This is a genomic window from Laedolimicola ammoniilytica, assembly GCF_025567165.1.
Classification (GTDB): domain Bacteria; phylum Bacillota; class Clostridia; order Lachnospirales; family Lachnospiraceae; genus Laedolimicola; species Laedolimicola ammoniilytica.
In genome coordinates this window covers 169,579-194,817 of record NZ_JAOQKC010000002.1, presented here as the reverse complement: position 1 = coordinate 194,817, position 25,239 = coordinate 169,579, and the positions used below count along the sequence as shown (strand labels likewise).

General features: G+C 53.7%; 20 protein-coding genes and 1 other annotated feature. Of the genes, 19 read left to right on the top strand and 1 reads right to left on the bottom strand.

Translation table 11 applies throughout. The annotated features are described in order from the left end of the window. The first annotated feature begins 11 nt into the window (after positions 1-11). The 15 genes from rho (at position 12) to OCV63_RS02230 (ending at position 17,545) form a co-directional block, all read left to right on the top strand. Positions 12-1,640: a transcription termination factor Rho gene (gene rho, locus OCV63_RS02300; RefSeq protein ID WP_158361807.1), complete on the top strand. Its 1,629-nt coding sequence runs from the start codon at positions 12-14 to the stop codon at positions 1,638-1,640. 93 nt (positions 1,641-1,733) lie between these two features. Further along, positions 1,734-2,028 (top strand) — a binding site (T-box leader). 108 nt (positions 2,029-2,136) lie between these two features. Beyond that, complete coding sequence (locus tag OCV63_RS02295) at positions 2,137-3,837, top strand: carbon starvation CstA family protein (RefSeq protein ID WP_158361806.1); 1,701 nt, start codon at positions 2,137-2,139, stop codon at positions 3,835-3,837. A gap of 381 nt (positions 3,838-4,218) precedes the next feature. Next, positions 4,219-4,422, top strand: coding sequence for a 50S ribosomal protein L31 (gene rpmE / locus OCV63_RS02290; protein ID WP_178038777.1), 204 nt, complete (start codon positions 4,219-4,221; stop codon positions 4,420-4,422). A gap of 78 nt (positions 4,423-4,500) precedes the next feature. Continuing rightward, positions 4,501-5,613, top strand: coding sequence for a DUF1385 domain-containing protein (locus tag OCV63_RS02285; protein ID WP_262670601.1), 1,113 nt, complete (start codon positions 4,501-4,503; stop codon positions 5,611-5,613). Beyond that, positions 5,610-6,440 (top strand): peptide chain release factor N(5)-glutamine methyltransferase, encoded by an 831-nt coding sequence (gene prmC, locus OCV63_RS02280; RefSeq protein ID WP_158361804.1) that lies wholly within the window; start codon positions 5,610-5,612, stop codon positions 6,438-6,440. The genes OCV63_RS02285 and prmC overlap by 4 nt, the downstream gene beginning before the upstream one ends. A gap of 23 nt (positions 6,441-6,463) precedes the next feature. Continuing rightward, on the top strand, positions 6,464-7,537 hold the full coding sequence (prfA, locus tag OCV63_RS02275) for a peptide chain release factor 1 (RefSeq protein ID WP_158361803.1): 1,074 nt from the start codon (positions 6,464-6,466) through the stop codon (positions 7,535-7,537). A gap of 41 nt (positions 7,538-7,578) precedes the next feature. Further along, a complete protein-coding gene (locus tag OCV63_RS02270) occupies positions 7,579-8,610 on the top strand; it encodes an acyltransferase family protein (protein ID WP_158361802.1) in 1,032 nt (343 codons plus the stop codon). A gap of 46 nt (positions 8,611-8,656) precedes the next feature. Beyond that, complete coding sequence (locus OCV63_RS02265; protein ID WP_262670600.1) at positions 8,657-10,078, top strand: MBOAT family O-acyltransferase; 1,422 nt, start codon at positions 8,657-8,659, stop codon at positions 10,076-10,078. A gap of 254 nt (positions 10,079-10,332) precedes the next feature. After that, positions 10,333-11,397 carry a hypothetical protein gene (locus OCV63_RS02260; protein WP_158361800.1) on the top strand — a complete coding sequence of 355 codons (1,065 nt, stop codon included), beginning with the start codon at positions 10,333-10,335 and terminating at the stop codon, positions 11,395-11,397. Positions 11,398-11,449: 52 nt separating this feature from the next. Then, entirely contained in the window at positions 11,450-12,541 is a 1,092-nt protein-coding gene (locus OCV63_RS02255; protein WP_158361799.1) for a DegT/DnrJ/EryC1/StrS family aminotransferase, read from the top strand. Positions 12,542-12,565: 24 nt separating this feature from the next. Further along, positions 12,566-12,988 carry a sugar 3,4-ketoisomerase gene (locus tag OCV63_RS02250; RefSeq protein WP_158361798.1) on the top strand — a complete coding sequence of 141 codons (423 nt, stop codon included), beginning with the start codon at positions 12,566-12,568 and terminating at the stop codon, positions 12,986-12,988. Then, on the top strand, positions 12,985-13,935 hold the full coding sequence (locus tag OCV63_RS02245) for a glycosyltransferase family 2 protein (protein ID WP_158361797.1): 951 nt from the start codon (positions 12,985-12,987) through the stop codon (positions 13,933-13,935). Before OCV63_RS02250 ends, OCV63_RS02245 begins: the two co-directional genes overlap by 4 nt. A 2-nt stretch (positions 13,936-13,937) precedes the next feature. Next, complete coding sequence (locus tag OCV63_RS02240) at positions 13,938-14,882, top strand: glycosyltransferase family 2 protein (protein ID WP_158361796.1); 945 nt, start codon at positions 13,938-13,940, stop codon at positions 14,880-14,882. After that, positions 14,872-15,957, top strand: coding sequence for an SGNH/GDSL hydrolase family protein (locus OCV63_RS02235; RefSeq protein WP_262670608.1), 1,086 nt, complete (start codon positions 14,872-14,874; stop codon positions 15,955-15,957). The genes OCV63_RS02240 and OCV63_RS02235 overlap by 11 nt, the downstream gene beginning before the upstream one ends. A 19-nt stretch (positions 15,958-15,976) precedes the next feature. Then, positions 15,977-17,545 (top strand): ArnT family glycosyltransferase, encoded by a 1,569-nt coding sequence (locus OCV63_RS02230; protein ID WP_158361794.1) that lies wholly within the window; start codon positions 15,977-15,979, stop codon positions 17,543-17,545. Between the two features lie 58 nt (positions 17,546-17,603). On the opposite strand, the gene OCV63_RS02225 is transcribed toward OCV63_RS02230, so the two are convergent. After that, positions 17,604-19,766, bottom strand: coding sequence for a glycosyltransferase family 39 protein (locus tag OCV63_RS02225; protein WP_158361793.1), 2,163 nt, complete (start codon positions 19,764-19,766; stop codon positions 17,604-17,606). A 280-nt stretch (positions 19,767-20,046) separates the two neighbouring features. On the opposite strand from OCV63_RS02225, the gene OCV63_RS02220 reads away from it, so the two are divergent. The 4 genes from OCV63_RS02220 to OCV63_RS02205 all read left to right on the top strand — a co-directional run bounded on the left by OCV63_RS02220 (position 20,047) and on the right by OCV63_RS02205 (position 25,216). Further along, on the top strand, positions 20,047-21,033 hold the full coding sequence (locus OCV63_RS02220; protein WP_158361792.1) for a tRNA dihydrouridine synthase: 987 nt from the start codon (positions 20,047-20,049) through the stop codon (positions 21,031-21,033). A 124-nt stretch (positions 21,034-21,157) separates the two neighbouring features. Then, the gene (gene glmM / locus OCV63_RS02215) at positions 21,158-22,489 is read left to right on the top strand and encodes a phosphoglucosamine mutase (RefSeq protein ID WP_158361791.1); all 1,332 of its coding nucleotides are present in this window, start codon (positions 21,158-21,160) and stop codon (positions 22,487-22,489) included. Between the two features lie 33 nt (positions 22,490-22,522). After that, entirely contained in the window at positions 22,523-23,440 is a 918-nt protein-coding gene (locus OCV63_RS02210) for a nucleotidyltransferase family protein (protein WP_158361790.1), read from the top strand. A gap of 45 nt (positions 23,441-23,485) precedes the next feature. Continuing rightward, entirely contained in the window at positions 23,486-25,216 is a 1,731-nt protein-coding gene (locus tag OCV63_RS02205) for an ABC transporter ATP-binding protein (RefSeq protein WP_158361789.1), read from the top strand. Positions 25,217-25,239 lie beyond the last annotated feature (23 nt).

The window sequence follows — 25,239 nt, the reverse complement described above, 5'->3', positions numbered from 1 at the left end:
GAGGACAGGGAATGACCAGAGAACAATATGAATCATTGCCGCTGGCACAGCTGAAGGCGATCGCAAAAACCAGAGGAATGAAAGGAACTTCCACGCTGAAAAAAAGTGATCTGATCACACGGATGCTGGAAAAAGATGAGGAAGTGAGCCGCCAGGATCAGATAGCCCAGACGGAGAAGTATCAGAAGGAACGCCAGGAGCGCTACGAACAGCGCCAGGAGCAGAGAGAGCAGCGGGAGCGGGCAGAACGTGTGGAGAGAACAGAACGCGCAGAGCGCAGTGAGCGTCCGAACCGTTACGAACGCACAGAACGCAATGAGCGCAGCGATCGGAATGACCGTTATGAAAGAAATGACCGATACGAGAGAAATGAGCGGAACGACCGCTATGAGCGGCCGGAACGTACTGAGCGTTACGAACAGCGCAGTTACGAACGTCCTGCCTACGATCGAAACGTGTCTTCCCAGACCCAGACTGCGGCGCAGCCCCAGCAGGAGCAGCCTACGAACCTGGACAGCGGCCAGATGGCCAACGGCATCCTGGAGGTGCTGGCAGACGGCTATGGCTTCATCCGAAGCGACAATTATCTGCCCGGTGAAAATGACATCTACATCAATCCGGCCCTGATCCGCAGATACAACCTGAAGACAGGCGACATCCTCTGCGGCAACATAAAAGTCCGCGCCCAGACAGAGAAATTCGCGGCGCTTCTGTACTTAAAGACCGTGAATGGCCTGCGTCCCGAGGAGGCGGCCAGAAGACGGAATTTCGAAGATTTGACTCCGATTTTCCCGAACCAGCGCGTCCATCTGGAACGTCCGGGCGGAAGCACCGCCATGCGGATTGTCGATCTGATTTCCCCCATCGGGAAAGGACAGCGAGGCATGATCGTGTCTCCGCCGAAAGCTGGTAAGACTACTCTTCTGAAGGATGTGGCCAAGTCCGTGACCCGGAATCACCCTGATATGCAGCTTCTGATCCTGCTGATCGACGAACGCCCCGAGGAGGTGACGGATATCAAGGAGGCCATCGAGGGACCGAACGTGGAGGTCATTCACTCCACCTTCGATGAGCTTCCGGAGCATCATAAGCGCGTAGCAGAAATGGTCATCGAGCGTGCGAAACGTCTTGTGGAGAGTGGCAAAGACGTAGTGATTCTGCTGGACAGTATCACCCGTCTGGCCCGGGCCTACAACCTGACCGTTCCGCCCAGCGGCCGTACCCTGTCCGGCGGTCTTGATCCGGCGGCCCTGCATATGCCCAAGCGTTTCTTCGGCGCGGCCCGCAATATGCGAGAGGGCGGCAGCCTGACCATTCTTGCAACGGCACTGGTAGAAACTGGAAGCAAGATGGACGATGTCATTTACGAGGAATTCAAGGGAACCGGCAACATGGAGCTGGTACTGAACCGGAAGCTCCAGGAGAAGCGCGTATTCCCGGCCATCGACATTCCCAAGTCCGGTACCCGCCGCGAGGATCTGCTGTTGACCGGCGAGGAGCTGGAGGCCATGGACATTATCCGCAAGGGCCTGAACGGACTGAAGCCCGAGGAGGCCGTGGAGAACATTCTGAACATGTTCGCCCGCACCAAGAACAACGCGGAGTTCGTGCAGACAGTGAAAAAGAACAAGTTTATTTAAAAATTTGTACCGGAAAAAGTACAACATTTTTTAAAAATTCTCTCTTGACTTTTGAAAAAAGAGGACTATAATGCAAGCATACTGTTTCATAAGTCAAATGCAATGAACAGGACGCGGATTTTTTTCACAATGCTTTTCAGAGAGCCGCCGGGTGGTGTGAGGCGACAGGCAGGAAAAAAGTTCATCCCCTGCAAGCAGTTCAGATGAAAATATCACAAGAAGTAGTCGGAACCGGGAGCCCGCCGTTATCGGGGCGCATGTTCAATCGGGAAGCAGCCGGGATACAAAAGAGACCGGACGAGCTCGAGGACGTGACTGAGAGGCTGACAGCGATCGAGTCAGCAAGAGAAGTGGTAACGCGGAGGATTTGAAAGCCTTCGTCTTCTTCAGAGAAATCTGAGAAGACGAAGGCTTTTTTGGATTCATAAGATGATTTGATGATGAGACAGGCGAAACCAAAGACGTAAACATAAAAGACATCGAGGAGGAGAAAATTATGAACACGCTTGTTATCGTAGTAATCGCAGCGGTGTGTCTGCTGGCAGGCTACACCTTATACGGCCGCTGGCTGGCGAAGAAATGGGGCATCGATCCCAAGGCTAAGACCCCGGCAGTAACCAAAGAGGATGGTCAGGACTATGTTCCCACCAACGGCTGGGTGGTATTCGCCCACCAGTTTTCATCCATCGCGGGCGCAGGCCCTGTGACCGGAGCTATCCAGGCGGCAGCCTTTGGCTGGCTTCCGGTACTGCTCTGGATTCTCATCGGCGGCATCTTTTTCGGAGCCGTCACCGACTTCGGAGCCCTGTACGCCAGCGTGAAGAATGAAGGAAAGTCCATGGGACTGCTGATTGAGAAATACATCGGCAAGACCGGACGGAAGCTGTTCCTGCTGTTCTGCTGGCTGTTCACCCTGATCGTTATCGCAGCCTTCGCCGACATGGTAGCCGGAACCTTTAATGCCTACACCGTCACGGAAGAAGGCACAACGGTTCTTGCAGAGCTGGCCAATGTCAACGGCGCAGCCGGAAGCATTTCCCTGTTCTTCATGGGCTTTGCGGTAGTCTTCGGACTTCTTCAGAAGAAGTTCAACCTGGACGGCTGGAAAGAGGTTGTCTTAGGACTTCTGTTCACCTTCGCTTCCCTGGCTCTCGGCATGAACCTGCCGCTGGTAGCCGGCAAGAGCGCATGGCTGTATGTGACTTTCGCTTATATTTTCCTGGCGTCTGTATTGCCCATGTGGCTGATGAAGCAGCCCCGTGACTATATGACTACCTTCATGTTCGTGGGCATGATTCTTGGCGCGGTAGCCGGACTTCTGGTAGCGCATCCGAACATGAACCTTCCGGTTTACACCGGTTTCCAGAATGAGAAGCTGGGCAACCTGTTCCCGATCCTGTTCGTCACCGTAGCCTGCGGCGCAGTATCCGGCTTCCACAGCCTGGTATCCTCGGGAACCTCATCCAAGACTATCGAAAATGAGAAGGATATGGTAAAGGTAGGTTATGGCGCTATGGTTCTGGAAAGCCTTCTGGCAGTCCTGGCCCTCTGCGTGGCAGGCGCTGCAGCCTCCGCTGACGGAACCGCCGCAGTGGGTACCCCGTTCCAGATTTTCTCCAACGGCGTAGCCGGATTCCTGGAAATGTTCGGCCTGCCGGTCTATGTGGCTCAGTGCTTCATGACCATGTGCGTATCCGCCCTGGCTCTGACCAGTCTGGATGCTGTAGCCCGTATTGGACGTATGTCCTTCCAGGAGCTGTTCAGTGTAGACGACATGGAGCATGCGGAGGGCTGGAGAAAGCTGCTCTGCAATAAATATTTCTCCACCGTCGTGACCCTGCTGATTGGCTACGTCCTGACCCAGATCGGTTACGCGAATATCTGGCCGCTGTTCGGCAGCGCGAACCAGCTCTTAAGCGCCCTGGTACTGATTACCCTCTGTGTATTCCTGAAGGTAACAGGCCGGGAAAACCGGACCCTGTTTCCGCCCCTTATCGTGATGCTCTGTGTAACCTTCACGGCGCTGGTACAGAGAGCTGTCGCTATGGTTAAGGCATTTTCCGCCGGAACCGGCGTGTTCATGGTGGAGGGACTGCAGCTTGTGCTGGCGATTCTTCTGATGCTGCTGGGCGTGATTATTGTATACACTTCGGGCAAGGAGCTTTTTAAGAAGAAGAAAGGTACCGAGGCAGCTTAAAATAAAAAACTTCTATAATAGAAGTGACAGATGGAATCCTGCGGACGAATGAGATGATCAGTCCGCAGGATTTTTCTGTTATAAAGTGTCTGCAAGGAATTGCCGATGGAGAGTTTTACAGTAAAAAGAGTGATAAAGTTTCGGAGAAAGCCTTTCGCCGATCCAAAATTATTTTCAAAAATAGGATCTTTCCGCTTGTAATCGAGCCAAGCCTGTGTTATAATCTAGAAGCTGTTGTATGTATAGAAATATGTGCGCTCAGCTCAACTGCAGGGACTTGCAGGGATAGCCCGGGATATCTTGCTGCGGAATCAGCGGAACAGCATTGGCCGGGAAACAGCAACCAGAAGTTCACAAAATAAATTTGAAGAGGTGAAAATCATGAAGGAAGGAATCCATCCGGAGTATTATCAGGCAACCGTAACCTGCAACTGCGGCAACACATTCGTAACAGGTTCTACAAAGAAGGACATCCACGTAGAAATCTGCTCCAAGTGCCACTCATTCTACACAGGTCAGCAGAAGGCTGCTGCAGCTCGTGGACGTATTGATAAATTCAATCGTAAGTACGGTATTACAAAATAATATTATGATGTGTAAGCACGGGGTGAGGTTGGAAAATCTCATCCCGTTTTGCATACAGCAGGAAATTCCGATATATATATGGAGGAAAAAGTACGCATGAGTACAACAAGATATTCAGGAATTGGCGGACAGGCGGTTCTGGAGGGCATCATGATGAAAAATCAGGATGTCTATTCCGTGGGCGTGCGAAAGCCGGACGGAGAGATCGAAGTACACTTAAGCACCTACGAGGGCATCGGCAATAAAAAGCTGAAACGGCTTCCCATCGTGCGCGGCGTCATCAGTTTTGTGGATTCCCTGGTGCTGGGTATGAAATGCCTGACCTTTTCTGCAAGCTTTTACGACGAGGAGGAGGCCCAGCCGTCCAAGGCCGACATCATGGTGGATAAGCTGTTCGGCGAGAAGGCGGAGAAAGTCGTGATGGGCCTGACGGTGGCATTTTCCATCGTGATGGCGGTGGCGATCTTCATGATTCTGCCCTATTTCGCGGCGGCGCTGCTCCGAAAGGTCATTGTGTCCGACACGATTCTGGCGCTGATCGAGGGAGCCATTCGTTTGCTGCTCTTCATCGGCTACATTCTGCTGATTTCCCGGATGAAGGATATTCAGCGGGTGTTCCAGTACCACGGCGCGGAGCACAAGTGCATCAACTGTGTGGAGCACGGTCTGGAGCTCAATGTGGAAAATGTGCGGAACAGCTCCAGGGAGCACAAGCGTTGCGGAACCAGCTTTATGCTGATTGTCATGGTAGTCAGCATTATCTTCTTTATCTTTATCCGCGTGGAATCCCCGATTCTCCGTGTGGTATTCCGTATCGCGCTGGTACCGGTGATTGCGGGCGTCTCCTATGAGTTCATCCGCCTGGCCGGAAGAAGCGAGAATAAGCTGGTGCTGGCATTGAGCCGTCCCGGTATGTGGATGCAGGGTCTGACCACCAGGGAGCCGGACGACGGCATGATCGAGGTGGCCATCGCCGCCGTGGAGGCTGTCTTTGACTGGCGCGCATGGCAGGGCAGAGAGCCCCTGGAGACTGAGACCGAGGTCGTAGACGAGGCTGAGGAGGCACAGCTTAATGCCGGAGATCTGGAAGAGATTCTGGAGGAGGACGCAGAAGAAGCTTCTGATGAGTCTACAGAGCCCGCGGCTGAGGAGCCGAAAGACGTGGGAGATATTCTGGAGGGAAAAGAATGACGCTCCGGGAAGCATGGAAGCTTGGTAAGGACAGACTAACCGAGGCACAGGTACCCGACGCGGATCTGGACGCCTGGTACCTGCTGGAGTGGTGTACGGGCGTGAACCGCAGCCACTACCTGGCCTGGCCGGAAGAAGCTATTTCCCCGGAACAGGAAGAACAGTACCGACAGACGCTTAATCAAAGGGAACGGCGGATTCCGCTGCAGCAGATCACCGGCGAACAGGAATTTATGGGACTTTCCTTCTATGTCAATGAGCACGTACTGATCCCGAGACAGGACACCGAAGTGCTGGTGGAGGAGACCGCGAAATTTCTGAAAGACGGAATGAGTTTTTTGGATCTGTGTACCGGCTCTGGCTGTATTCTTTTAAGCCTCCTGCACCTGAGAGCGGGCGCAGAGGGCACAGGCGCGGATTTATCTCCGGAAGCCTTAAAGGTGGCGGCTCAGAACCGGGAGCGGCTTGGCGTGAAAGCGGAGCTGATCGAAAGCGATTTGTTTGATAAGATAGAGGGCGCTTTCGATGTGATCGTGTCCAATCCTCCTTATATTAAGCGGGAGGAAATCGAGACCCTGATGGACGAGGTGCGGCTCCATGAGCCCTATATGGCGCTGGACGGCCACGAGGACGGGCTGTATTTTTACCGGAAGATTGCCGAAGAAGCGCCGAAGCATCTGCGCGCAGGCGGCGGCCTTTTCCTGGAAATCGGCTGGGATCAGGGAGAGAGCGTGTCGGAGCTTCTGCGGGAGCAGGGCTTCTCAGATGTAAAGGTAGTGAAGGACCTGGCGGGACTTGACCGGGTCGTAGAAGGATATTACAGATAAAGAGTTTTAATGGAGGAACAAGCATGTTTGACAAGTTGGACGACCTGCTTCTGCGTTACGAGGATATCATGAACGAGCTGAACGAGCCGAACGTGGTCAGTGACCAGGAGCGTTTCCGGAAGCTGATGAAGGAGCAGAGCGATCTGCAGCCCATCGTCGATGCTTACAAGGAATACAAAAAATGCAAAGAAACCGTGGAAGAGAGTCTCATGATGCTCGAGGAAGAGAACGATGAGGAAATGCGCGAGATGCTCAAAGAAGAGCTGAACGACGCAAAGGCCCGCATCGAGGAGCTGGAGCACACACTGAAGATTCTGCTTCTGCCGAAAGACCCCAACGATGACAAGAACGTTATCGTAGAGATCCGCGCGGGCGCAGGCGGAGACGAGGCTGCCCTGTTCGCGGCTGAGATCTACCGGATGTATGTGCATTACGCGGAGAGCCGCCGCTGGAAGGTGGAGCTGATGGAGGCCGACGAGATCGGCATCGGCGGTATGAAGAGCGTGACCTTTATGATCAACGGCCAGGGCGCGTACTCCGTGATGAAATATGAGTCCGGCGTACATCGTGTACAGCGTGTGCCTGAGACCGAGTCCGGCGGAAGAATTCACACCTCCACCATTACCGTAGCAGTCATGCCGGAGGCAGAGGAAGTGGACGTACAGATCGACGAGAAGGATATCCGTATCGATGTCATGCGTGCGTCCGGTAACGGTGGACAGTGTGTCAATACCACCGACTCCGCGGTGCGTCTGACTCATTACCCCACCGGAATCGTGGTGTACAGCCAGACCGAGAAGTCTCAGCTGCAGAACAAGGCGAAGGCATTCGCATTGCTGCGTGCCAAGCTGTACGATATCGAGTGCCAGAAGGCCCACGACGCCGAGGCCGAGGCCCGAAGAAGCCAGATCGGTACGGGAGACCGTTCCGAGAAGATTCGTACCTATAATTTTCCCCAGGGCCGCGTGACCGACCACCGCATCGGCCTGACCCTGTACAAGCTGGATAAGATCATGAACGGAGATATCCAGGAGATTATCGACGCCTGCATCGCAGCCGACCAGGCAGCAAAGCTGGCAAAGATGAACGAGGAATAGTAACTGTTCAGGTACTGGACAGTTACGAGGAATATAACTATATGAGTCAGAAATCCCGCAGTCTTACCATAGACGCCATCAAGGGCGCCGCCATCCTGCTGGTGATGGCGGGGCACGTCCTGGTGTGGAACCATATGGAAGACGGAATTATCTACGATGTAATAAAAGTCATTCAAATGCCGCTGTTCATTCTGGTCAGCGGCTATTTGTGCGGAATGGGACGGAAAATTTCAACCCTTTCCGAGTACGGCGCGAAGGTGAAAAAACGGGCGCTCAGCTACCTGACGCCGTTCCTTTTCTGGATTATCCTGCAGCATCCCCTACATCCGGTGTCGAATATTGTCGAGACTTTATTCGGGCTGGATAAGGGGCTCTGGTTTTTGATGACGCTGTTTATTTTGACCCTGATGGTCTACACGGCGGAGCTGGCGGGCGCGGCAGCAGGACGCCGATTTGGTGCTTTGTGTGGGAAAATGATGTTCTGGGCAGTTTATCTGGGAATGACGGCGGTGGTCGTGTTGGAGACTCTGCTGGGCGTGGAATTCTTAAGCCCGGGACTGACCCGGCTCTATCTGCCTTTCTATCTGGTGGGCTATCTGGCCGGAGAACAGAAGGAACGTCTGAGAAACTTGCCGGAAATGATGAAAAACGCTGGCGGCGCGCTGGCACTCATCGGACTTCTTGCCATGGCGGTTCTGCTGGATCTGCAGGATGTAAGCACTCTGATACTGCTGGGACGGCAGATTCTTGCGTCGTTCCTGGGCTGCGCGGCAGTCTGCTGGCTGCTGACGAGGTGTGGCCCGAACCGGTTTAAGAAGTTTCTGGCCTGGGTGGGAGGCTATACCCTGGAGATTTATGTGGTGCATTTCCACTTCGCCACGGTGCTGAACCGGGGAGAGGTGTACGCGCAGTATTCCGCGGGCTGGTTCCTGTTCGTGACAGCGTCCTTTATCGCCATGAGCGCCATCACCGCGGCGATTATCGCAGTCACGAAGCGGATTCGTCTGCTGGACTTCCTGCTCTATGGAAAATGGCCTGCGGACGGCCGGTTTTTCGGAAAAGCGAAGGAATAAACGGCGCTTAGAGCAGAATGAACCTGTAATATCAACGGAGGGTACTATGGGATTTACTTCACTGGCCTTTCTGGGCTTCTTTCCAATCGTATGGCTTGTATATCTGCTGCTTCCCGGACGGCTCCGGGCGGTGTGGCTGCTTGTGGCCAGCTATGGATTTTTAGGCACCTTTGGGATAAAGTATCTGGCGGTGCTGATTGGATCCACAGGGGTGACCTGGGCGGCAGGAATGACGCTGGAAAATAATGGGAATATAAAGCGCCTGGATTCAAAACAGGTTTCTGAAACGGGATTAAAAACGAGTGCAGGAGCGAAAAGTCACGGTCCGGCAGCCGCTGTTTTTGTAGCTGTCATCATATTGCATGTGGCGGCCCTCTGCTTCTTCAAATACAACCGAAGCAATATCGCCCTGCCTGTCGGCCTGTCGTTCTATACCTTTCAGGCCATCGGGTATTTAGCTGATGTCTATTGCGGAACCATACAGGCCGAGCACAATCTCCTGAATTTCGCCCTGTTCCAGGCCTTCTTTCCCAAGCTGGTGCAGGGTCCCATTGAGCGCAGCGGCAATCTGCTCCGGCAGATCCAGAACATTGAGACACTTTCGGCGCGGGATCCCGAGCGTATCCGGCGAAGCGCCCTGTTACTGCTCTGGGGCTTATGTGAGAAGCTGTTAATTGCGGACCGCATCGCGATTCCGGTCAATGCGGTGTACAGCCAGTTCGGAGCCTTTGGCGGTGTGGAGATCATTCTGGTGACCGTGCTTTACGCTTTCCAGATCTACTGCGATTTCGCAGGCTACACAGATATGGCCCGGGGTATTGCAGGGATGCTGGGCTTCGACCTGCTGGCGAACTTTAAGCGGCCCTATCAGGCGGATTCGGTGCAGGACTTCTGGCGTAGATGGCATCTTTCTTTAAGCAGCTGGCTTCGGGATTACGTTTACATTCCGCTGGGCGGCAGCCGGAAAGGACGTTTCCGGAGAGCAGTGAATATCCTGATTACTTTCGGAGTCAGCGGTATCTGGCATGGAACCGGCGTTCATTTCCTGCTGTGGGGACTGCTCCATGGCGTGGGACAGATTTTCGATATCAGGAACTGGAAGCTGCCACGGTGGATAAAGCGACTTCTGATGTTTCTGTTCATAGACGCCACCTGGATGGTGTTCCGGGTGAATTCCCTGGGCGATTTAAAGGGAATGCTGCTGGTGATTCTCACGAATTTCCGTTTACAGGATTTTGCAGGCATGCAGCTTGGCAGCTTTGAGTGGATCCTGCTGGTGCTGGGCATTCTGGTAGTGAGCGCGAAGGATGTGCTGAACGAAAAGGGTTTTGCGTTCCGGGGCTGGATTCTGGAACGGAATGCGGTAGTAAGATGTCTGATTTATACGGCATTGATAGGCGCGGTGTTGATTTTCGGAGTCTATGGCGCAGCTTATGACACCAGTGGATTTTTGTATACACAGTTTTAGGCAACAGTTCGGCCATGCTTCTGTGTGGCAGGATTTTATGCTTGCATAAGAATCCTGCTATACAGAAGCATGAGATGAGCGCCGGGTAATGAGCAAAAATGAGCTGCGAAGCAGCGGAGAGCTCCGTAGGAGCGGTTTTGCGAATGGCGCGGCCGAACTCCGTATTTGAACAGTTCAGTTACACAGGGCCATGCGAATTGGCGCGGCTGAATGTCTGTATTGATTATCTGCTCAGAAAGGAGGCTTCAGAGCCCATGAAAACAAAAAAATATTTCCTGCTTAGATGGCTCTTAATGGCAGCAGCAGTTATGTTTCTGCTCCTGGGCCTGGTGAAGCTCTGCAACTACCTCCTGACAGACGACAGCCAGAGTTACACGAGACTCACCATGCACGAACTCTACGAGCGCGCCGACGCAGGCGAAGAGGTGGACACCTTATTTCTGGGCAGTTCCCATTGTTACCGGGCCTATGATCCGGCCCTCTACGAAGAACTGACCGGAGAGACTGCGTATAACCTGGGATCTTCCTCTCAAAACTACGACACCTCCTACTATCTGCTGCGGGAGGCGGCCCGACTGTACGACCTGAAGACGGTCTACCTGGACATGCACTATAAATTCCTGTTCATGGATTCTGAAGACCGGGATTTGGTGCAGGCCAACATCATTTCCGATTATATGCGGCCTTCCCGGAATAAGCTGTCTTTCCTGCTGACCACCACGGAGGCGAAAAATTACACGAACCGCTTCTTTCCCTTCCGGCGCAACTGGCAGCAGCTTGGCGATCTGGCTTATCTGAAGGAAAATCTGGAGAAAAAGCAGACAGAAGGCTACCGCAGCTACGCGCCGGTGACGGTGGAAGCGGATCGGTACGCAGGCCGGGGCTTCGTGTGGTCGGATGCCAAGCTGGATGCGGAGGCCATTACCTGGTGGGACAATTTCGGAAAAGTGGCCGATGACATGAAGCTGGATACGGCGTATCCTGTCTCTTATATAGAAAAAATCGTGGATTTCTGCAGAAAGAAAGGAATCCGTCTGGTGTTTGTGACGGCGCCCAGTCTGGATCAGTATCTGGAGGCCATCGGCCCCTACGATCCGGCCCATGTGTACGTGCAGGAGCTGGCGGATCGGTACGGCGTGGAATATCTGGATTTCAACCTGACAAAAAGGAAATATCTAGATCTGACCGCGGAGAACTACATTGACGTGGATCACCTGAACGGCAGCGGCGCGGAGCAGCTGACCAGACTGCTGGTGAAAGCAGAGGGAAAGCCGATTGACGAATATTTCTCTGCGTGTTATGATGATAAATACGAGTAATGTGTTTTAAATGGAGAACTCTGCAGAAGATAGAAAGTGAGGCGGCTGTAACATGAAGATTATGGCAAACCGTATGGATAGAGGTTTCTTCCGCCATCAGGAAGAATATGAGTCAAAGGCTCTGGAGGTGCTTCGCTCCGGCTGGTATGTGCTGGGCAATGAAGTAAAGAGCTTTGAGGAGGAGTACGCAGCCTACACTGGCGGCAACTACTGCGTGGGTCTGGCCAGCGGCCTGGACGCCCTGTGGATCGCCTTCCGCCTGCTTGGCATCGGCAAGGGCGACGAGGTCATCGTCCAGGGCAATACCTACATTGCCAGCGTCATGGGTATCACCATGAACGGCGCGACTCCGATTTTCGTAGAGCCGAACAAGTATTATAATATCGACGTATCCAGGATCGAGGAGAAGATTACCGAACGCACCAAGGCAATTCTGGTGGTACACCTCTATGGTCAGGCATCCAATATGGCCGAGATTAAGAAGCTGACGGAGAAATACAACCTGAAGCTGGTGGAGGACTGCGCCCAGTCCCATGGAGCCTGCTTCGACGGCCAGATGACAGGAACCTTCGGAGATGTGGGCTGTTTTTCCTTTTATCCCTCCAAGAACATCGGCGCCTTCGGCGACGGCGGCGGAGTGGTCGTAAAAGATGAGGCTTTGGCACAGGATTTCCGCGTATTCCGCAATTACGGAAGTGAGAAGCGCTATTATAATAAAGTAGTCGGAGCAAACTCCCGTCTGGACGAGCTTCAGGCAGGACTCCTGCGTGTGCGTTTGCGCCATGTGGAGGAATGCGAGGAGGAGCGCTGTCAGATCGCAGCCCGGTATCTGAGTGAGATTCAGAACGACAAGCTGATTCTTCCGGAGGTACAGGAGGGAGCCACCGCCGTATGGCATCAGTTCGTAGTCCGCAGCGAGCAGCGGGACGAGCTGAAGAAGTATCTGGAGGAGAAGGAGATCGGAACGATTATCCATTACCCGATTCCGCCCCACCTGTCCGAGGCTTATCAGTATCTGGGTCATAAGAAGGGCGATTTCCCCATCACCGAGCAGTATGCGGCACAGGTACTTTCCCTGCCCATGTACAACGGCATGACCGAGGAAGAGCAGTCTTACGTCATCGACGCAATCAATGCATTTTAAATAGAAATATCTGGGAGAAATAATATGAATATCAAAGATCAGTATAAAATTCTGGAGTTCGGTGATCTGGGCGATGAGCGCGGAAAGCTGGTGGTCGTAGAGGGAGCGCAGGATATTCCCTTTGAAATCAAGCGTGTCTTCTACATCTACGGTTCCGACAGCCAGGTGGTCCGGGGGCAGCACGCCAACCGCAATTCCGAGTTCGTGCTTATCAATGTGAGCGGTTCCAGCAAGGTGCGCGTGGACAATGGTTTCGAGGAGGAGATCATTGAGCTGAACCGTCCCCGTATGGGTCTGTATCTGCCCACCATGGTCTGGAAGGATATGTATGATTTCAGCGAGGATTCCGTGCTGCTGGTACTGGCGAATACCCATTATGACGGCCACGAGTATATCCGTGATTACGATGAATTTATCAAAGAAGTGGGAGGAACCCGCAGACGATGAGCAAACTTTCCATTATAGTTCCGGTATACTGGAACTCCGACACCCTGATGCTCCTCTACGAGGACATGAAAGAGAAAATTCTGCACAAGCTGGAGGACTACGAGATCGTATTCGTGGACGATGGATCCGGAGATAATTCCTGGGAAATCATGAATCAGATCCGCGACATGGACAGCAAGGTGCGTCTGGTGAAGCTGTCCCGGAATTTCGGCGAGCATTCTGCCATTCTGGCAGGACTTTCCGTCTGTACCGGCGACTGCGCCGTGACCAAGCAGGCCGATCTGCAGGAGGATTCCGAGCTGATCCTGGATCTGTATGAGAAATGGAAAGAGGGCAACAAGGTGGTTCTGGCCGTGCGTGCCGACCGGGACGAGGGAGCCATCCAGAAGTTCTTCGCGAACCTGTATTATACCATCACCCGCAAGCTGATTATGAAAAATATGCCGAAGGGCGGTTTCGACTGCTACCTTCTGGATCGCCAGGTCATCGAAGTGTTGCTGATGCTGGATGAGAAGAATTCCGCACTGACCCTGCAGGTGCTCTGGGTGGGCTTTAAGACCGAGAAGGTCTATTTCCACCGGAAGGCCCGGGAGATCGGCGAGTCCCGGTGGACTCTGTCGAAGAAAATCAAGCTGGTTGTGGATTCCATGATGAGCTTCTCTTATTTCCCGGTGCGCTTTATGACGGGACTGGGCGGCGTCTATGCAGTGGGAGCTGTGATTTGGGCCATTTTCCTGATGGTACAACGGCTGACCGGCGTGGAGGACGTGCCCGGCTGGACTTCTATGATGGTGCTGATGCTGTTTTCCTTCGGTGTGACCATGGTGATGCTGGGAATTCTGGGCGAATATATCTGGAGAGCCTTTGACGCGGCGCGGAACCGTCCGCCCTTCCTGATTGACCGGATTCGCGGTTTTGATGACGAGGAGAAAGAAAAAGAGAACTAGCTATGGACAAGATTTCAATTATTGTTCCCTGCTACAACGAGCAGGAAGCGATTCCCATCTTTTATGACGCAATTATGAAGACTGCAGCGGAAATGCCGGAGGCGCGGCTGGAAGTTCTGTTTGTCAATGACGGTTCGAAGGACGCAAGCCTGTCGGAAATGAAGCGGCTGGCGGAACTGGATGATCACGTCAAATATGTGAGCTTTTCCCGGAACTTCGGAAAAGAGGCGGCCATGTACGCAGGCCTGTCCTATGCGGACGGCGATTATGTGGCCATCATGGATGTGGATCTGCAGGATCCGCCGGGTCTTCTGCCGGAAATGTACCGGATTATTACCACAGAGGATTATGACAGCGTGGCGACCCGCCGGGTGACGAGAAAGGGCGAGCCGCCCATCCGTTCCTTCTTTGCGAGACGCTTTTACGCATTGATGCACCGGCTGTCCAAGACTGATATCGTGGATGGAGCCCGGGATTATCGGTTGATGACCAGGCAGTTTGTGGATGAGTTGCTGCGGTTAGGAGAGTATAACCGATTTTCCAAGGGTTTGTTCGGCTGGGTAGGTTTTAATACCAAGTGGTTAGAGTATGAAAATGTGGAGCGGAGCGCCGGGGAGACCAAGTGGTCCTTCTGGAAGCTTCTGATCTACAGCATCGAGGGAATCGTGGGCTTTACGACGGCGCCCCTGGTGATGGCTGCCTTTCTGGGCGTCTTCTTCTGCGTGGTGGCATTCCTGGCCCTGTGCTTTATCATTGTCCGGACTGTCATGTACGGGGATCCCGTATCCGGCTGGCCCTCCATGACTTGTATCATCATCTTCCTGGGAGGAATTCAGCTGTTCTGCATCGGAATTCTAGGCGAGTATCTGGCCAAGACCTATATGGAGACCAAGCACAGACCGATCTTTATCTGTAAGGAGACAAATGTTGAGCGGTATGAAAGGTAAGAAAAAGCTGTTGTTCCTGATTCCGGCAGTTCTGGTTCTGGGACTGCTGATCTGGAATATCGTGCTTCAGGTGGAACTGAAAAAATATAAACCACAGATCGAGGCCTATCTGCCGGAGGACGTGTACGTGGCCGTGGGCAGTACCGTCGAGCTGTACAACGATGAGGTGGTATGGTCGGGCTTAAGGTCTGGCTATGCCTGCAACTGGGACTGCCAGGTGGGCGAAAATCTGGAGGATCGGTTTTCAATCACCGGAAAAGAGGAGCAGGTGGGTGATTATTCCCTGACCCTGACAGTATTTGACTATAATGTAAATGAACTGATGACCCTGAAGAGTACGCTTCATGTAGTGGAGCGTCTGGAGGGCGAATACTCGATTATGAATATGGGAGACAGCCTTTCGGACGGGCGGGAGTGGTATCGCACCATCTACCATCTGTCCGGAGAGCAGATCACATTTACGGGAACAAGAGGCTGGACACGGTACAGTCACGAAGGACGAAGCGGATTCTCGGCCCAGGATTATCTGGAGCCTACGGAATATTCCTCCGATGGCGTGAGCGAGGGCGTTCAGCCTTTTTATGATCCGGTGCAGGAAATGTTCGACTGGAAGTATTATAAGCTGTATACAGGCAAGGATCCGGACGTGATTCAGATTTTCCTGGGAACCAACGGGCTGAAGGACGACCCTTCCGACACGGTGAACGCCATTGCCCAGATGGTGGACAATATCCGCCGCCATGACAAGGAGATTCCCATCTATCTGGTCAATACCATCTACTGGGGCGATCAGGAGACTATCGGAAAAATGGTGAAGCAGGATGGAACTGCGTTTTTGCCCGGCGAATTCAAGAACCGTTCGGACAGGCGTATCATGGATCTGATGAAGGCTATGGCGAAGAAGTTCGGTCACATGAAAGGCGTGACGCTGATCCCGCTGGGACTGATGCACAACAGCGACGCCAATTTCGATCAGGGGGACGCGCTTCACCCGGATGACGCGGGCTATGAGCAGTTTGCCGAGGTCATGTACAGCGTATACTGCGGAACTCTGCCGCAGCAGCTTCCCAGATAGGACGTGACAGGAGGATACTATGGCGATTGCGGGAAAGATCTACAGGGCTTTGCTCCGCTTTTTTGAAAAATATTACGGGTTCTTTTTTGCGGTAGGCGTGCTGGTGCTGGCTTTCTACTGCTTCCGCTGTCTGGATGTGAAATACGTGGATTCCTGGGACGAAGCACGTCACGGGGTCAATGCCTATGAAATGATCCAGAACGGAGATTATATCCGGCACACTTACAATTACCAGGTGGACGACTGGAACCTGAAGCCCTCCATCAGCTACTGGGCCATCGTGCTGGGCTTTCGGCTCTTCGGCTACAGTGTGTGGGGACTGCGGTTCTTCTCGGCGCTGGCCTATCTGCTGGCCGGCGTGCTCTGCGCCCTGTTCGCGAAGCGGTGGAGCAGGGAGGCGTCCCTGCTGGTACTGGGCTTCTTCTGCGCCAATGAGCGGCCCCTGTCGGCACATCTGGCCCGGGCCGGGGATGCGGATAGCTTGTATCTTCTATTCTTTACAGTGGCGGTTCTGGCCATGTTTCTGGTAAAAAAGAATCATAAATACGTCTATGGCTGCGGTCTGGCCTTCTCCCTGGCATTTCTGACCAAGAGCTGGCATGCGGGTATGATCATGGCCGTGGGCGGCATCTATCTTCTGGGTACCGGAGAGCTTCGCAGATTCCGAAAGAAGGAGTGGGCCGGGTTCCTGCTCTCCGTGTTTGCGCCACTGATGCTGTGGTTTGGCTGGCGCTTTACCAGGGACGGCTTTTTCTTCCTGAAGAGTATGATAGAGACTGATTTGCTGGCCCGGACCGGAAGCTCGAATTTTGAGGGACATCAGTTTCCGTTTTCCTTCTACTATGACACGGTATTTGGAGACGGCGGCTTTATCTATCACTGGCAGCTGCTGATCTGCACAGTCGGAATCCTGGGCGGTCTGTTGTGGATGTGGAAGAAAAAGGCGTGGAACCGGGAAGTGCTGGAGCAGGGAGGCGGTCTGCTCCTGTGGTTTCTGCTTCCGTTCCTGGCGTTTTCGGCCATCGGAACGAAGCTTATCTGGTACTGCTATCCCTGCACGGTGCCGCTGGCGCTGGGAACCGCGTGGCTTCTGGGGGGACTGATGCGGCTGCCCCTGACAGGGGAAGAGACGACACAGGAAGTGGATAAAGCAGCGGCGATAGGTGGAAAAAAGAAGAATTTTACCACAGTGGTGGGGATAACTGCCGCAGCGGTCAGCGTCCTGCTTGTGGGCTTCTATATGAAAAACGCGTATTTCCATGTGATCCGTGGGGCCCATGGAGATCCTTTCCTGATGTTCATCGAAGAGAGTGCAGACCGTGATTCTGCCTGGGCCGGAGGGAAAGCCTACATCTATGTCTCGGGCGAAGATCCGGCAGACATCGGCACCTGGGATCAGAATATGCTGTTCGAGGCTGAGATCAGCGGAGATTTCCACTGCGAGGAGGGAGGAATCGAGGCGTTCCTGAGTGAGAATGGCAGAGCGGTTCTTTATGTGGACCGACTGGATTATGAGCAGAATATGGAAAAATTGCAGGATGTGGAAATTTTGCACGAAAATGCAGGATATTTATTGTTAGGTAAGTGAGGCCGGACGGTCGAAAAAGGAGCTTTCCATAGGAAAGTTCCTTTTTTGATCGTCCGTTTTAGACGCCCTTTTTCCAACTAAGCAATGTGATCCCGATAGCCATCGCCATCATCCCGGCGCATAGCACCAGATACTGCTTCAAACTGAAATAAGTCGTCACCCTGTATTCGTACACTGCAAATGCCAGATCCCCCTTGGGCTGCTCCTCACCGGCCACGGTCAGAGTGCCGCCCGGATAGAGGTCGCAGTTGCCGGTATTATAGGAGAGAAACTCCAGACTGTTTTCCCCTTCGATATAGCCGGGCCAGATTTCAAAGGTGTAGGTGGTCGGTCCGTCCGGCAGGATTTCTCCCAGCTGGAACTCATAGAGGGCGCTTCGAGTCACCAGACCGGACAGAAAGCGGTCATTTTCATAAACCACCTGTCCCTGGTCGTCAGTGAGACGCACACAGAAGGCCGACTGGTTGTAGTCACCCACCGTGTTGACAGCCCGGATGGAGATCCGGTTAAAGGGCTTGTCGGTGGTAAAAGTCTGTGTATAAGTCTGGTCGTAGGAAATCACGCAGCCGTCATAGCCGCCCGCGTACTGATACTGGTCGATGGCATAGTCGGAAGCCTCAATGGGCGTATCCACCAGCTCTTTTTTGGCCAGGACCAGAAGCAGCGCCAGCAGAACCGTACCTGCGGCCGGAGCCAGCCAGAGACGGCCGGACAGCGTATACTCAGGAAGCGCTTTCGCAAATTCCGTCAGGCCGTCCGCCAGCAGCATCAGACATAGATACGTAAAGCCGATGCTGTACAGCGGGTTCGTCTCCCAGAGGAGGTGGAAGGCCATACCGCCCAGCAGCGTGAGCTGCACAAGAAAAAGTCCGGGCATCTTTTCACGGCGTCGGAGCTTCCGCCATGCGCTGAAGGAAGCCAGACCGATGACCAGCAGCTGCAGGGCCCGGAAGGCCTGGGCGTAGATGGTCAGGAATCCGCTCTTATAGCCCAGCAGATAATCGTAGAGCTTTCCATAGCGGGCATAGCTGTTCTCGGCCTGGTAGGTGTCAGTGCCGTCCACCCAGGTGTTGAGAAGCTTCCGACCGGCCAGGGTCACGAGGCCGAGAGGGCCGGCTTCCCGGACGCGCTGTTTCAGAACCGCCAGATCGGCGGCTTCCTTTTCCTCTTTCGTCTCGAAGCTTACGGTATAATTTTCATCATTCTGGTCAAAAGCCCCGTCCCAGCGGGCGCTCATCATGATCCAGTGAATCGCCGGGAATCCGGTATTTTTGTAATCAAAGTTTACATAAGTTTTAACTGCTGTGGAGAAGAAGCCGAGGGACAGGGCGGCTGTCAGTGCAAAAGTGAGGCAGGGAATGGCCAGCGTGCGCAAGGCTTCGCCTAGGAGTCCCGCCATCCCCTCCTTCCGTCTGCGCCAGAGCAGCAGTGCGCCGTCGATCAGGGCGGCAATCAGGGCGATGGCCGCGGTAGCCCGGAGCTTAAAGCCAAAGACCGTCACGAAGCCCAGAAGCCCGGCGGGTTCAGGCGCAGTCAGCTTTTTCCGGATTCGGATCCAGAGATACAGGATGCCCATCAGGAAAGGCATAGAGCAGTTGGCGGTGTAGAAATATCCGGCCCACACGTAGGAGAGGGGGCAGAGGGCACAGACGCCAAGGAAAAAGACGGCGTTTTGCCTTCCGCGCAGCTCCTTCATCAGCAGATATCCGATCCACACGGACGCCAGGATGCAGAGAATATTGACCAGCTGAACTGCAGTCATAAAGGCCGTCTCCGGGACGCCCAGTCCGGACAGGATCCGGAGAAACCAGTAGGTCAGGATAGTCAGGGGATAGTTATTGGTATACCGGGCGAAGTAGCCGGTCTCATAAGTGCCGGAGATGGTATGGGTCCGCAGCATTTCCACAGCCATATCGAAGATTTTCAGGGGGTCATAGCGCAGCACCGGCCGGATAGCGGCGAGAAACAGAAGCTGTCCCAGCCCCAGAATCAGGAAAAGAAGGAGTGCAGCCCGCTTCAGATTCCGTTCGGAGAGCCGGTTGAGGAGCCGCCGCAGCAGCAACAGGGCCGCAGCCAGAAGCACCGCGAAGGCCAGAATAAACAGGGCCTGTACCGGCGCGTGATTCATATTTCGCAGGAAAGAAGCGTCCCAGCGGAAAAATGCGAAGACGCCGATATAGAGGCTGAACAGAGTCAGCAGCAATAAGGAAAGTGTATACATAAAAACCTCCGGTTCGAAATCATTTTCATACAATAGGAAATACCTTTTTTCTTTTTTAAAACCATACTTATTTAAATAGAATAGCGCAAAAGCGGAGGCGGGTCAACTGGTTTGGGGGAGTTGGAAAGCGTGCAGAGTAAAAGAAAGGTACAACAGAAGAAATGTTATCAGGTTCACAAAGGTATGTGCATATGGTATGATGTGTAAAGATATGAAAAACGGAACAGACGGCAGCGCCTTCTGATTTCGGAATGAATACGAAAGAACAGGAGTACACGCCATGCCGACACCCCACATCTACCTGGCCCCCATGGAGGGCGTCACCACCTTCCTCTACCGCCGCGCCCATGCCGCTGTCTACGGCCCGCTGGATAAATATTTCACCCCGTTTCTGGAGCCCCGCGAAAAGCGCAGCATGAAAACCAAGGAGCGCAACGAAGTGCTGCCGGAGCACAATGAGAGTCTTAACGTGGTGCCGCAGATCCTGACCAATCACGCAGCAGGCTTCCTGGAGCTGGCCGGGACTCTATGGGAAATGGGCTATCGGGAGATCAACCTGAATCTGGGCTGCCCCTCCAAAACTGTCGTGACCCGGGGCAAGGGCTCCGGCTTCTTGGCTGCCCCGGAGGAGCTGGACCGCTTTTTCGACGCGGTATACAAGGGCCTCCCCGGGGAAATGAAGCTGTCGGTAAAGACCCGTATCGGCGTGGAAGCGGACGAAGAATTCGAACGGCTGCTGGCCATCTATAATCAGTATCCGATATCCGAGCTTATCATCCACCCCAGACTACAGCAGGATTATTACAAAAATCACCCACGAAAAGAGGCGTACCGGTACGCGCTGGAAGAAAGCAAAGTACCTTTATGCTACAACGGCGACTTATTTACGGAAGGGCAGATCCGGGAGTTCGAGGCCGAATTTCCGAAGGAAGATCGCCTGATGCTGGGTCGCGGCATTATCCTGAATCCGGGGCTGCCCTCTGTGCTGCGGGGCGAGGCGGACTGCCGGGATGAAAAAGTACAGAGAAGGAAATTTCTGGAATTCCACCGGCGCGTGGTGGACGGCTACCGCGCCCTGGACATCGGCGACCGGAATGTCCTGTTCAAGGTAAAGGAGCTCTGGTTCTACCAGATCCATCTTTTTGAGCACGCAGAAAAATACGGCAAGAAAATCAAAAAAGCCCAGAATCTGGAAACCTATATGGAGTGCGTCCGGGAGCTGACTGCCTGCTGCCGGATTGCCCCGCCCGGAAGTCCGGCAAAATAAACCTTGTGTATTTCCCAGATTTTGATATAATAAGGGCAAAGCGACCGTCAGTAGGCGCGGTGCGTCCATTGCAGAGCAGGCGGCGGGTTCGTCTGCGGGACTGACAGCAAAAAAGGAGTAGAGTATGGGAAAGTATTTTGGAACCGACGGCTTTCGCGGAGAGGCCAATGTAAAACTGACCGTAGAGCACGCATTTAAAGTGGGAAGATACCTGGGATGGTATTATGGAAGAGAGCACAAGGCAAAGATCGTAATTGGTAAAGATACAAGAAGAAGCAGCTACATGTTTGAGTACGCCCTGGCAGCAGGCATCACAGCTTCCGGCGCGGACGCTTACCTGCTTCATGTGACAACCACCCCCAGCGTATCCTATGTGGTACGGACCGAGGGCTTCGACTGTGGTATTATGATTTCCGCCAGCCATAATCCGTTTTACGATAACGGCATCAAGGTCATCAATGGCCAGGGCCACAAGCTGGAGGCAGAGGTAGAAGAGAAGATCGAGGCGTACATCGACGGCAGGACCGAGGAGCGCCCACTGGCCACCAGAGAAAATATCGGAAGAACCATTGATTTCGCAGCAGGACGGAACCGTTACATCGGTTACCTGATTTCCCTGCCGACCCGTTCTTTCAAGAACATACGGGTGGGCCTGGACTGCTCCAACGGAAGTTCTTCCGCCATCGCCAAGAGCGTATTCGACGCCCTGGGAGCCAAGACCTATGTCATCAACAACGAGCCGGATGGCACGAACATCAATACCAACTGTGGTTCCACTCACATCGAGGTGCTGCAGAAATTCGTCAGGGAGCAGGGTCTGGACGTGGGCTTCGCTTACGACGGAGACGCGGATCGCTGCATCGCTGTGGATGAGAACGGCGAGGTGGTAGACGGCGACCGTATCCTCTATGTGTGCGGTAAGTACATGATGGAGCAGGGCGCGCTGAAGGACAATACCATCGTGACCACGGTTATGTCCAATCTGGGACTTTACAAGGCCTGCGATCAGGTGGGAATGCGCTACGAGAAGACCGCGGTCGGAGATAAATATGTCTATGAGAATATGTCAAAGAACGGCTACCAGCTGGGTGGCGAGCAGTCCGGACATATCATTTTCAGCAAGCATGCGACCACCGGTGACGGTATCCTGACTTCCCTGAAGGTGATGGAGGTCATGCTGGAGAAGAAGGCATCTCTGGGCACCTTGGCAGGCGAGGTGAAGATTTACCCGCAGCTGCTGCAGAACCTGCGCGTACAGGATATGGACGCGACGCTGAATCATCCGGATGTACAGAAGGCCATCAAAGAGGTAGAGGAGCGTCTCGGAACCGAGGGACGCGTTCTGGTGAGAAAGAGTGGAACCGAGCCGCTGCTCCGCGTTATGGTGGAGGCTCTGACCGACGAGCTCTGCGAAGAGAGCGTACTGCATATCATCAATGCGATGAAAAGCGTATAAATAAAGGGAAAAACATACAGGGAGGATACAAAAATGAAGAAAACAGCGCTGGTCGTTATGGCAGCCGGAATCGGAAGCCGCTTCGGCGGAGGAATCAAGCAGCTGGAGCCGGTAGGACCCAATGGAGAGATTATCATGGACTATTCCATCCATGACGCTCTGGAGGCGGGCTTCAACAAGGTCGTATTCATCATCCGTAAGGATCTGGAGAAGGACTTCAGGGAGATCATCGGCAACCGTATCGAGAAGATCACCGAGGTAGCTTATGCGTTCCAGGCTATTGACAACCTGCCGGAAGGCTTTTCCGTACCGGAAGGACGAACCAAGCCCTGGGGAACCGGTCAGGCTGTACTTAGCTGCAAGGGACTTCTGGAGGAGCCATTTGTAGTGATCAACGCAGACGATTACTATGGAAAAGAAGCCTTTGTAAAGGTACACGACTATCTGGTAGCCGATCATGAGGAGACCGGAAAATTTGATTTCTGCATGGCAGGCTTTATCCTGGGCAATACCTTAAGCGATAACGGAGCCGTTACCCGTGGTATTTGCCAGGTAAAAGACGGCTTCCTGACCGATGTAGTGGAGACCGGCGGCATCGTGAAGTATGAGGGCGGCGCAGCCGTTCCGGGCGAGGGCGACAAGCTGGTTCCGGTGGACGCGAACAGCTACGTATCCATGAATATGTGGGGCCTGACGCCGGAATTCCTGGATGTGGTAGAGAGCGGATTCACCGAGTTCCTGAAGGGTGTGAAGCCGGGCGACATCAAGGCCGAGTACCTGCTCCCGGGCATCATCGACGGCCTGCTGAAGAGCGGCAAGGCCACAGTTCGCGTGCTGGAGACTAAGGATAAATGGTTCGGCGTGACCTACAAAGAGGATAAACAGTCAGTGGTAGATTCCTTCAAGAAGCTGATTGCGGACGGCGTATACAACGAGAAATTATTTTCATAAGTAAGGTTAAGGGCGTCCATAGGGCGCCCTTAAATTAGGTAAAGTATGAGTAAGACAAATAAAAAAGTAAGTATTTTTTCCTATTACGGTCCCTATCAGGGACTTTTGGCGTTAGACTTGTTTTTCGCCACCCTGGGCGCCAGCGTGACCCTGGCCATGCCCCTGATTGTCCGGTATATTACCGGTACCGTCATTTATGAGGAGAGCGGCGCGGCCTGGCAGACTATCCTGCGGTTGAGCGCGCTGATGATTGTGCTTCTGCTGGTGGAACTGGGCTGCAATTTTTATATCACGTACTGGGGACATCTGATGGGCGCGCGTATGGAATACGGCATGCGCAATGACATCTTCGAGCATTACCAGAAGCTTTCCTTCACCTTCTACGACAACCAAAAGGTGGGGCAGCTCATGTCCCGGGTCACCAACGACCTGTTTGACATTACGGAGCTTCTGCATCACGGGCCCGAGGACATCATCATTTCCCTGATTAAAATTGTGGGAGCGCTGGTGATTCTGGGCCATATCAATGTGCGTCTGACGGTTCTCACCGCCAGCTTCCTGCCCTTTATCCTGGCCTTCGCCCTGTATCTGAACAAGCGGATGAAGCGGGTCTTCAAGCAGAACCGCGTGAAAATGGCGGATATCAACGGCCAAATCGAGGACAACCTGTCCGGCATCCGGGTAGTGAAGTCCTTTGCAAACGAGGCCATTGAGATGGAGAAATTCAAGGAAGGCAACGACCGTTTCCTGGCCACCAAGCGCCACAGTTATCTCTACATGGGCACTTATCAGTCGGTGCTGAACGCCATGCTGACAGCCGTGACCATCGTGGTGGTGCTGGTGGGCTCCAGATTGATCATCGGTGGAAATATGGCCATTCCCGATTTGATTACCTTCCTTCTGTATATTGCGAACTTTACGGAGCCGGTGAAGAAGCTGATTAACTTCACCGAGCAGTTCCAGAACGGCTATTCCGGCTATACACGTTTCCGGGAAATTATGGATATCCAGCCGGATATCGCGGACAAGGCGGACGCGAAGGAGCTTACGGATGTACTGGGGACCGTGGAGTTCCGGGACGTATCCTTCCGGTATGAGGACGCCACCGAGAAGGTGCTGGATCATGTAAGTCTGAATGTGCCTGCGGGCAGCTACGTGGCTCTGGTGGGCTCCTCGGGTGGCGGCAAAACGACCCTGTGCAGCCTGATTCCCCGGTTCTACGATGTGACCGGCGGAAGCGTCTGCATCGATGGAAATGACGTGCGCGACGTGACTCTGCAAAGTCTTCGGAACAACATCGGCATCGTGCAGCAGGACGTGTACCTCTTTGCCGGTACAGTCATGGACAACATTCTCTACGGCAGGCCGGACGCCACCCGGGAGGAAGTCATCAAGGCGGCGAAAAATGCCAACGCCCACGATTTTATTATGGAGCTGCCGGACGGTTACGACACCGACATCGGCCAGCGGGGCGTGAAGCTCTCCGGCGGCCAGAAGCAGCGGCTGTCCATCGCGAGAGTTTTCCTGAAGAACCCGCGCATCCTCATTTTTGATGAGGCTACCAGTGCCTTGGACAACGAGAGCGAGCGCATCGTGCAGGAATCCCTGGAAACTCTGGCGAAGGATCGGACCACCTTTGTCATCGCTCACCGCCTGTCCACGATTCGCAATGCGGAGCGTATACTGGTACTGACCGAGGATGGCATCGCGGAAGAAGGTACTCATGAGGAGCTGATGGCCATGCACGGGGCCTACGAGAAGCTCTACAATATGTAAAAACTGAGAAAAAGAAAAAAGCG

Coding starts and splice junctions, on each gene's coding strand:
- rho (WP_158361807.1), top strand. CDS start 12: ATGACCAGAGAACAATATGAATCATTGCCGCTGGCACAGCTGAAGGCG.
- OCV63_RS02295 (WP_158361806.1), top strand. CDS start 2,137: ATGAACACGCTTGTTATCGTAGTAATCGCAGCGGTGTGTCTGCTGGCA.
- rpmE (WP_178038777.1), top strand. CDS start 4,219: ATGAAGGAAGGAATCCATCCGGAGTATTATCAGGCAACCGTAACCTGC.
- OCV63_RS02285 (WP_262670601.1), top strand. CDS start 4,501: ATGGAGGAAAAAGTACGCATGAGTACAACAAGATATTCAGGAATTGGC.
- prmC (WP_158361804.1), top strand. CDS start 5,610: ATGACGCTCCGGGAAGCATGGAAGCTTGGTAAGGACAGACTAACCGAG.
- prfA (WP_158361803.1), top strand. CDS start 6,464: ATGTTTGACAAGTTGGACGACCTGCTTCTGCGTTACGAGGATATCATG.
- OCV63_RS02270 (WP_158361802.1), top strand. CDS start 7,579: ATGAGTCAGAAATCCCGCAGTCTTACCATAGACGCCATCAAGGGCGCC.
- OCV63_RS02265 (WP_262670600.1), top strand. CDS start 8,657: ATGGGATTTACTTCACTGGCCTTTCTGGGCTTCTTTCCAATCGTATGG.
- OCV63_RS02260 (WP_158361800.1), top strand. CDS start 10,333: ATGAAAACAAAAAAATATTTCCTGCTTAGATGGCTCTTAATGGCAGCA.
- OCV63_RS02255 (WP_158361799.1), top strand. CDS start 11,450: ATGAAGATTATGGCAAACCGTATGGATAGAGGTTTCTTCCGCCATCAG.
- OCV63_RS02250 (WP_158361798.1), top strand. CDS start 12,566: ATGAATATCAAAGATCAGTATAAAATTCTGGAGTTCGGTGATCTGGGC.
- OCV63_RS02245 (WP_158361797.1), top strand. CDS start 12,985: ATGAGCAAACTTTCCATTATAGTTCCGGTATACTGGAACTCCGACACC.
- OCV63_RS02240 (WP_158361796.1), top strand. CDS start 13,938: ATGGACAAGATTTCAATTATTGTTCCCTGCTACAACGAGCAGGAAGCG.
- OCV63_RS02235 (WP_262670608.1), top strand. CDS start 14,872: ATGAAAGGTAAGAAAAAGCTGTTGTTCCTGATTCCGGCAGTTCTGGTT.
- OCV63_RS02230 (WP_158361794.1), top strand. CDS start 15,977: ATGGCGATTGCGGGAAAGATCTACAGGGCTTTGCTCCGCTTTTTTGAA.
- OCV63_RS02225 (WP_158361793.1), bottom strand. CDS start 19,766: ATGTATACACTTTCCTTATTGCTGCTGACTCTGTTCAGCCTCTATATC.
- OCV63_RS02220 (WP_158361792.1), top strand. CDS start 20,047: ATGCCGACACCCCACATCTACCTGGCCCCCATGGAGGGCGTCACCACC.
- glmM (WP_158361791.1), top strand. CDS start 21,158: ATGGGAAAGTATTTTGGAACCGACGGCTTTCGCGGAGAGGCCAATGTA.
- OCV63_RS02210 (WP_158361790.1), top strand. CDS start 22,523: ATGAAGAAAACAGCGCTGGTCGTTATGGCAGCCGGAATCGGAAGCCGC.
- OCV63_RS02205 (WP_158361789.1), top strand. CDS start 23,486: ATGAGTAAGACAAATAAAAAAGTAAGTATTTTTTCCTATTACGGTCCC.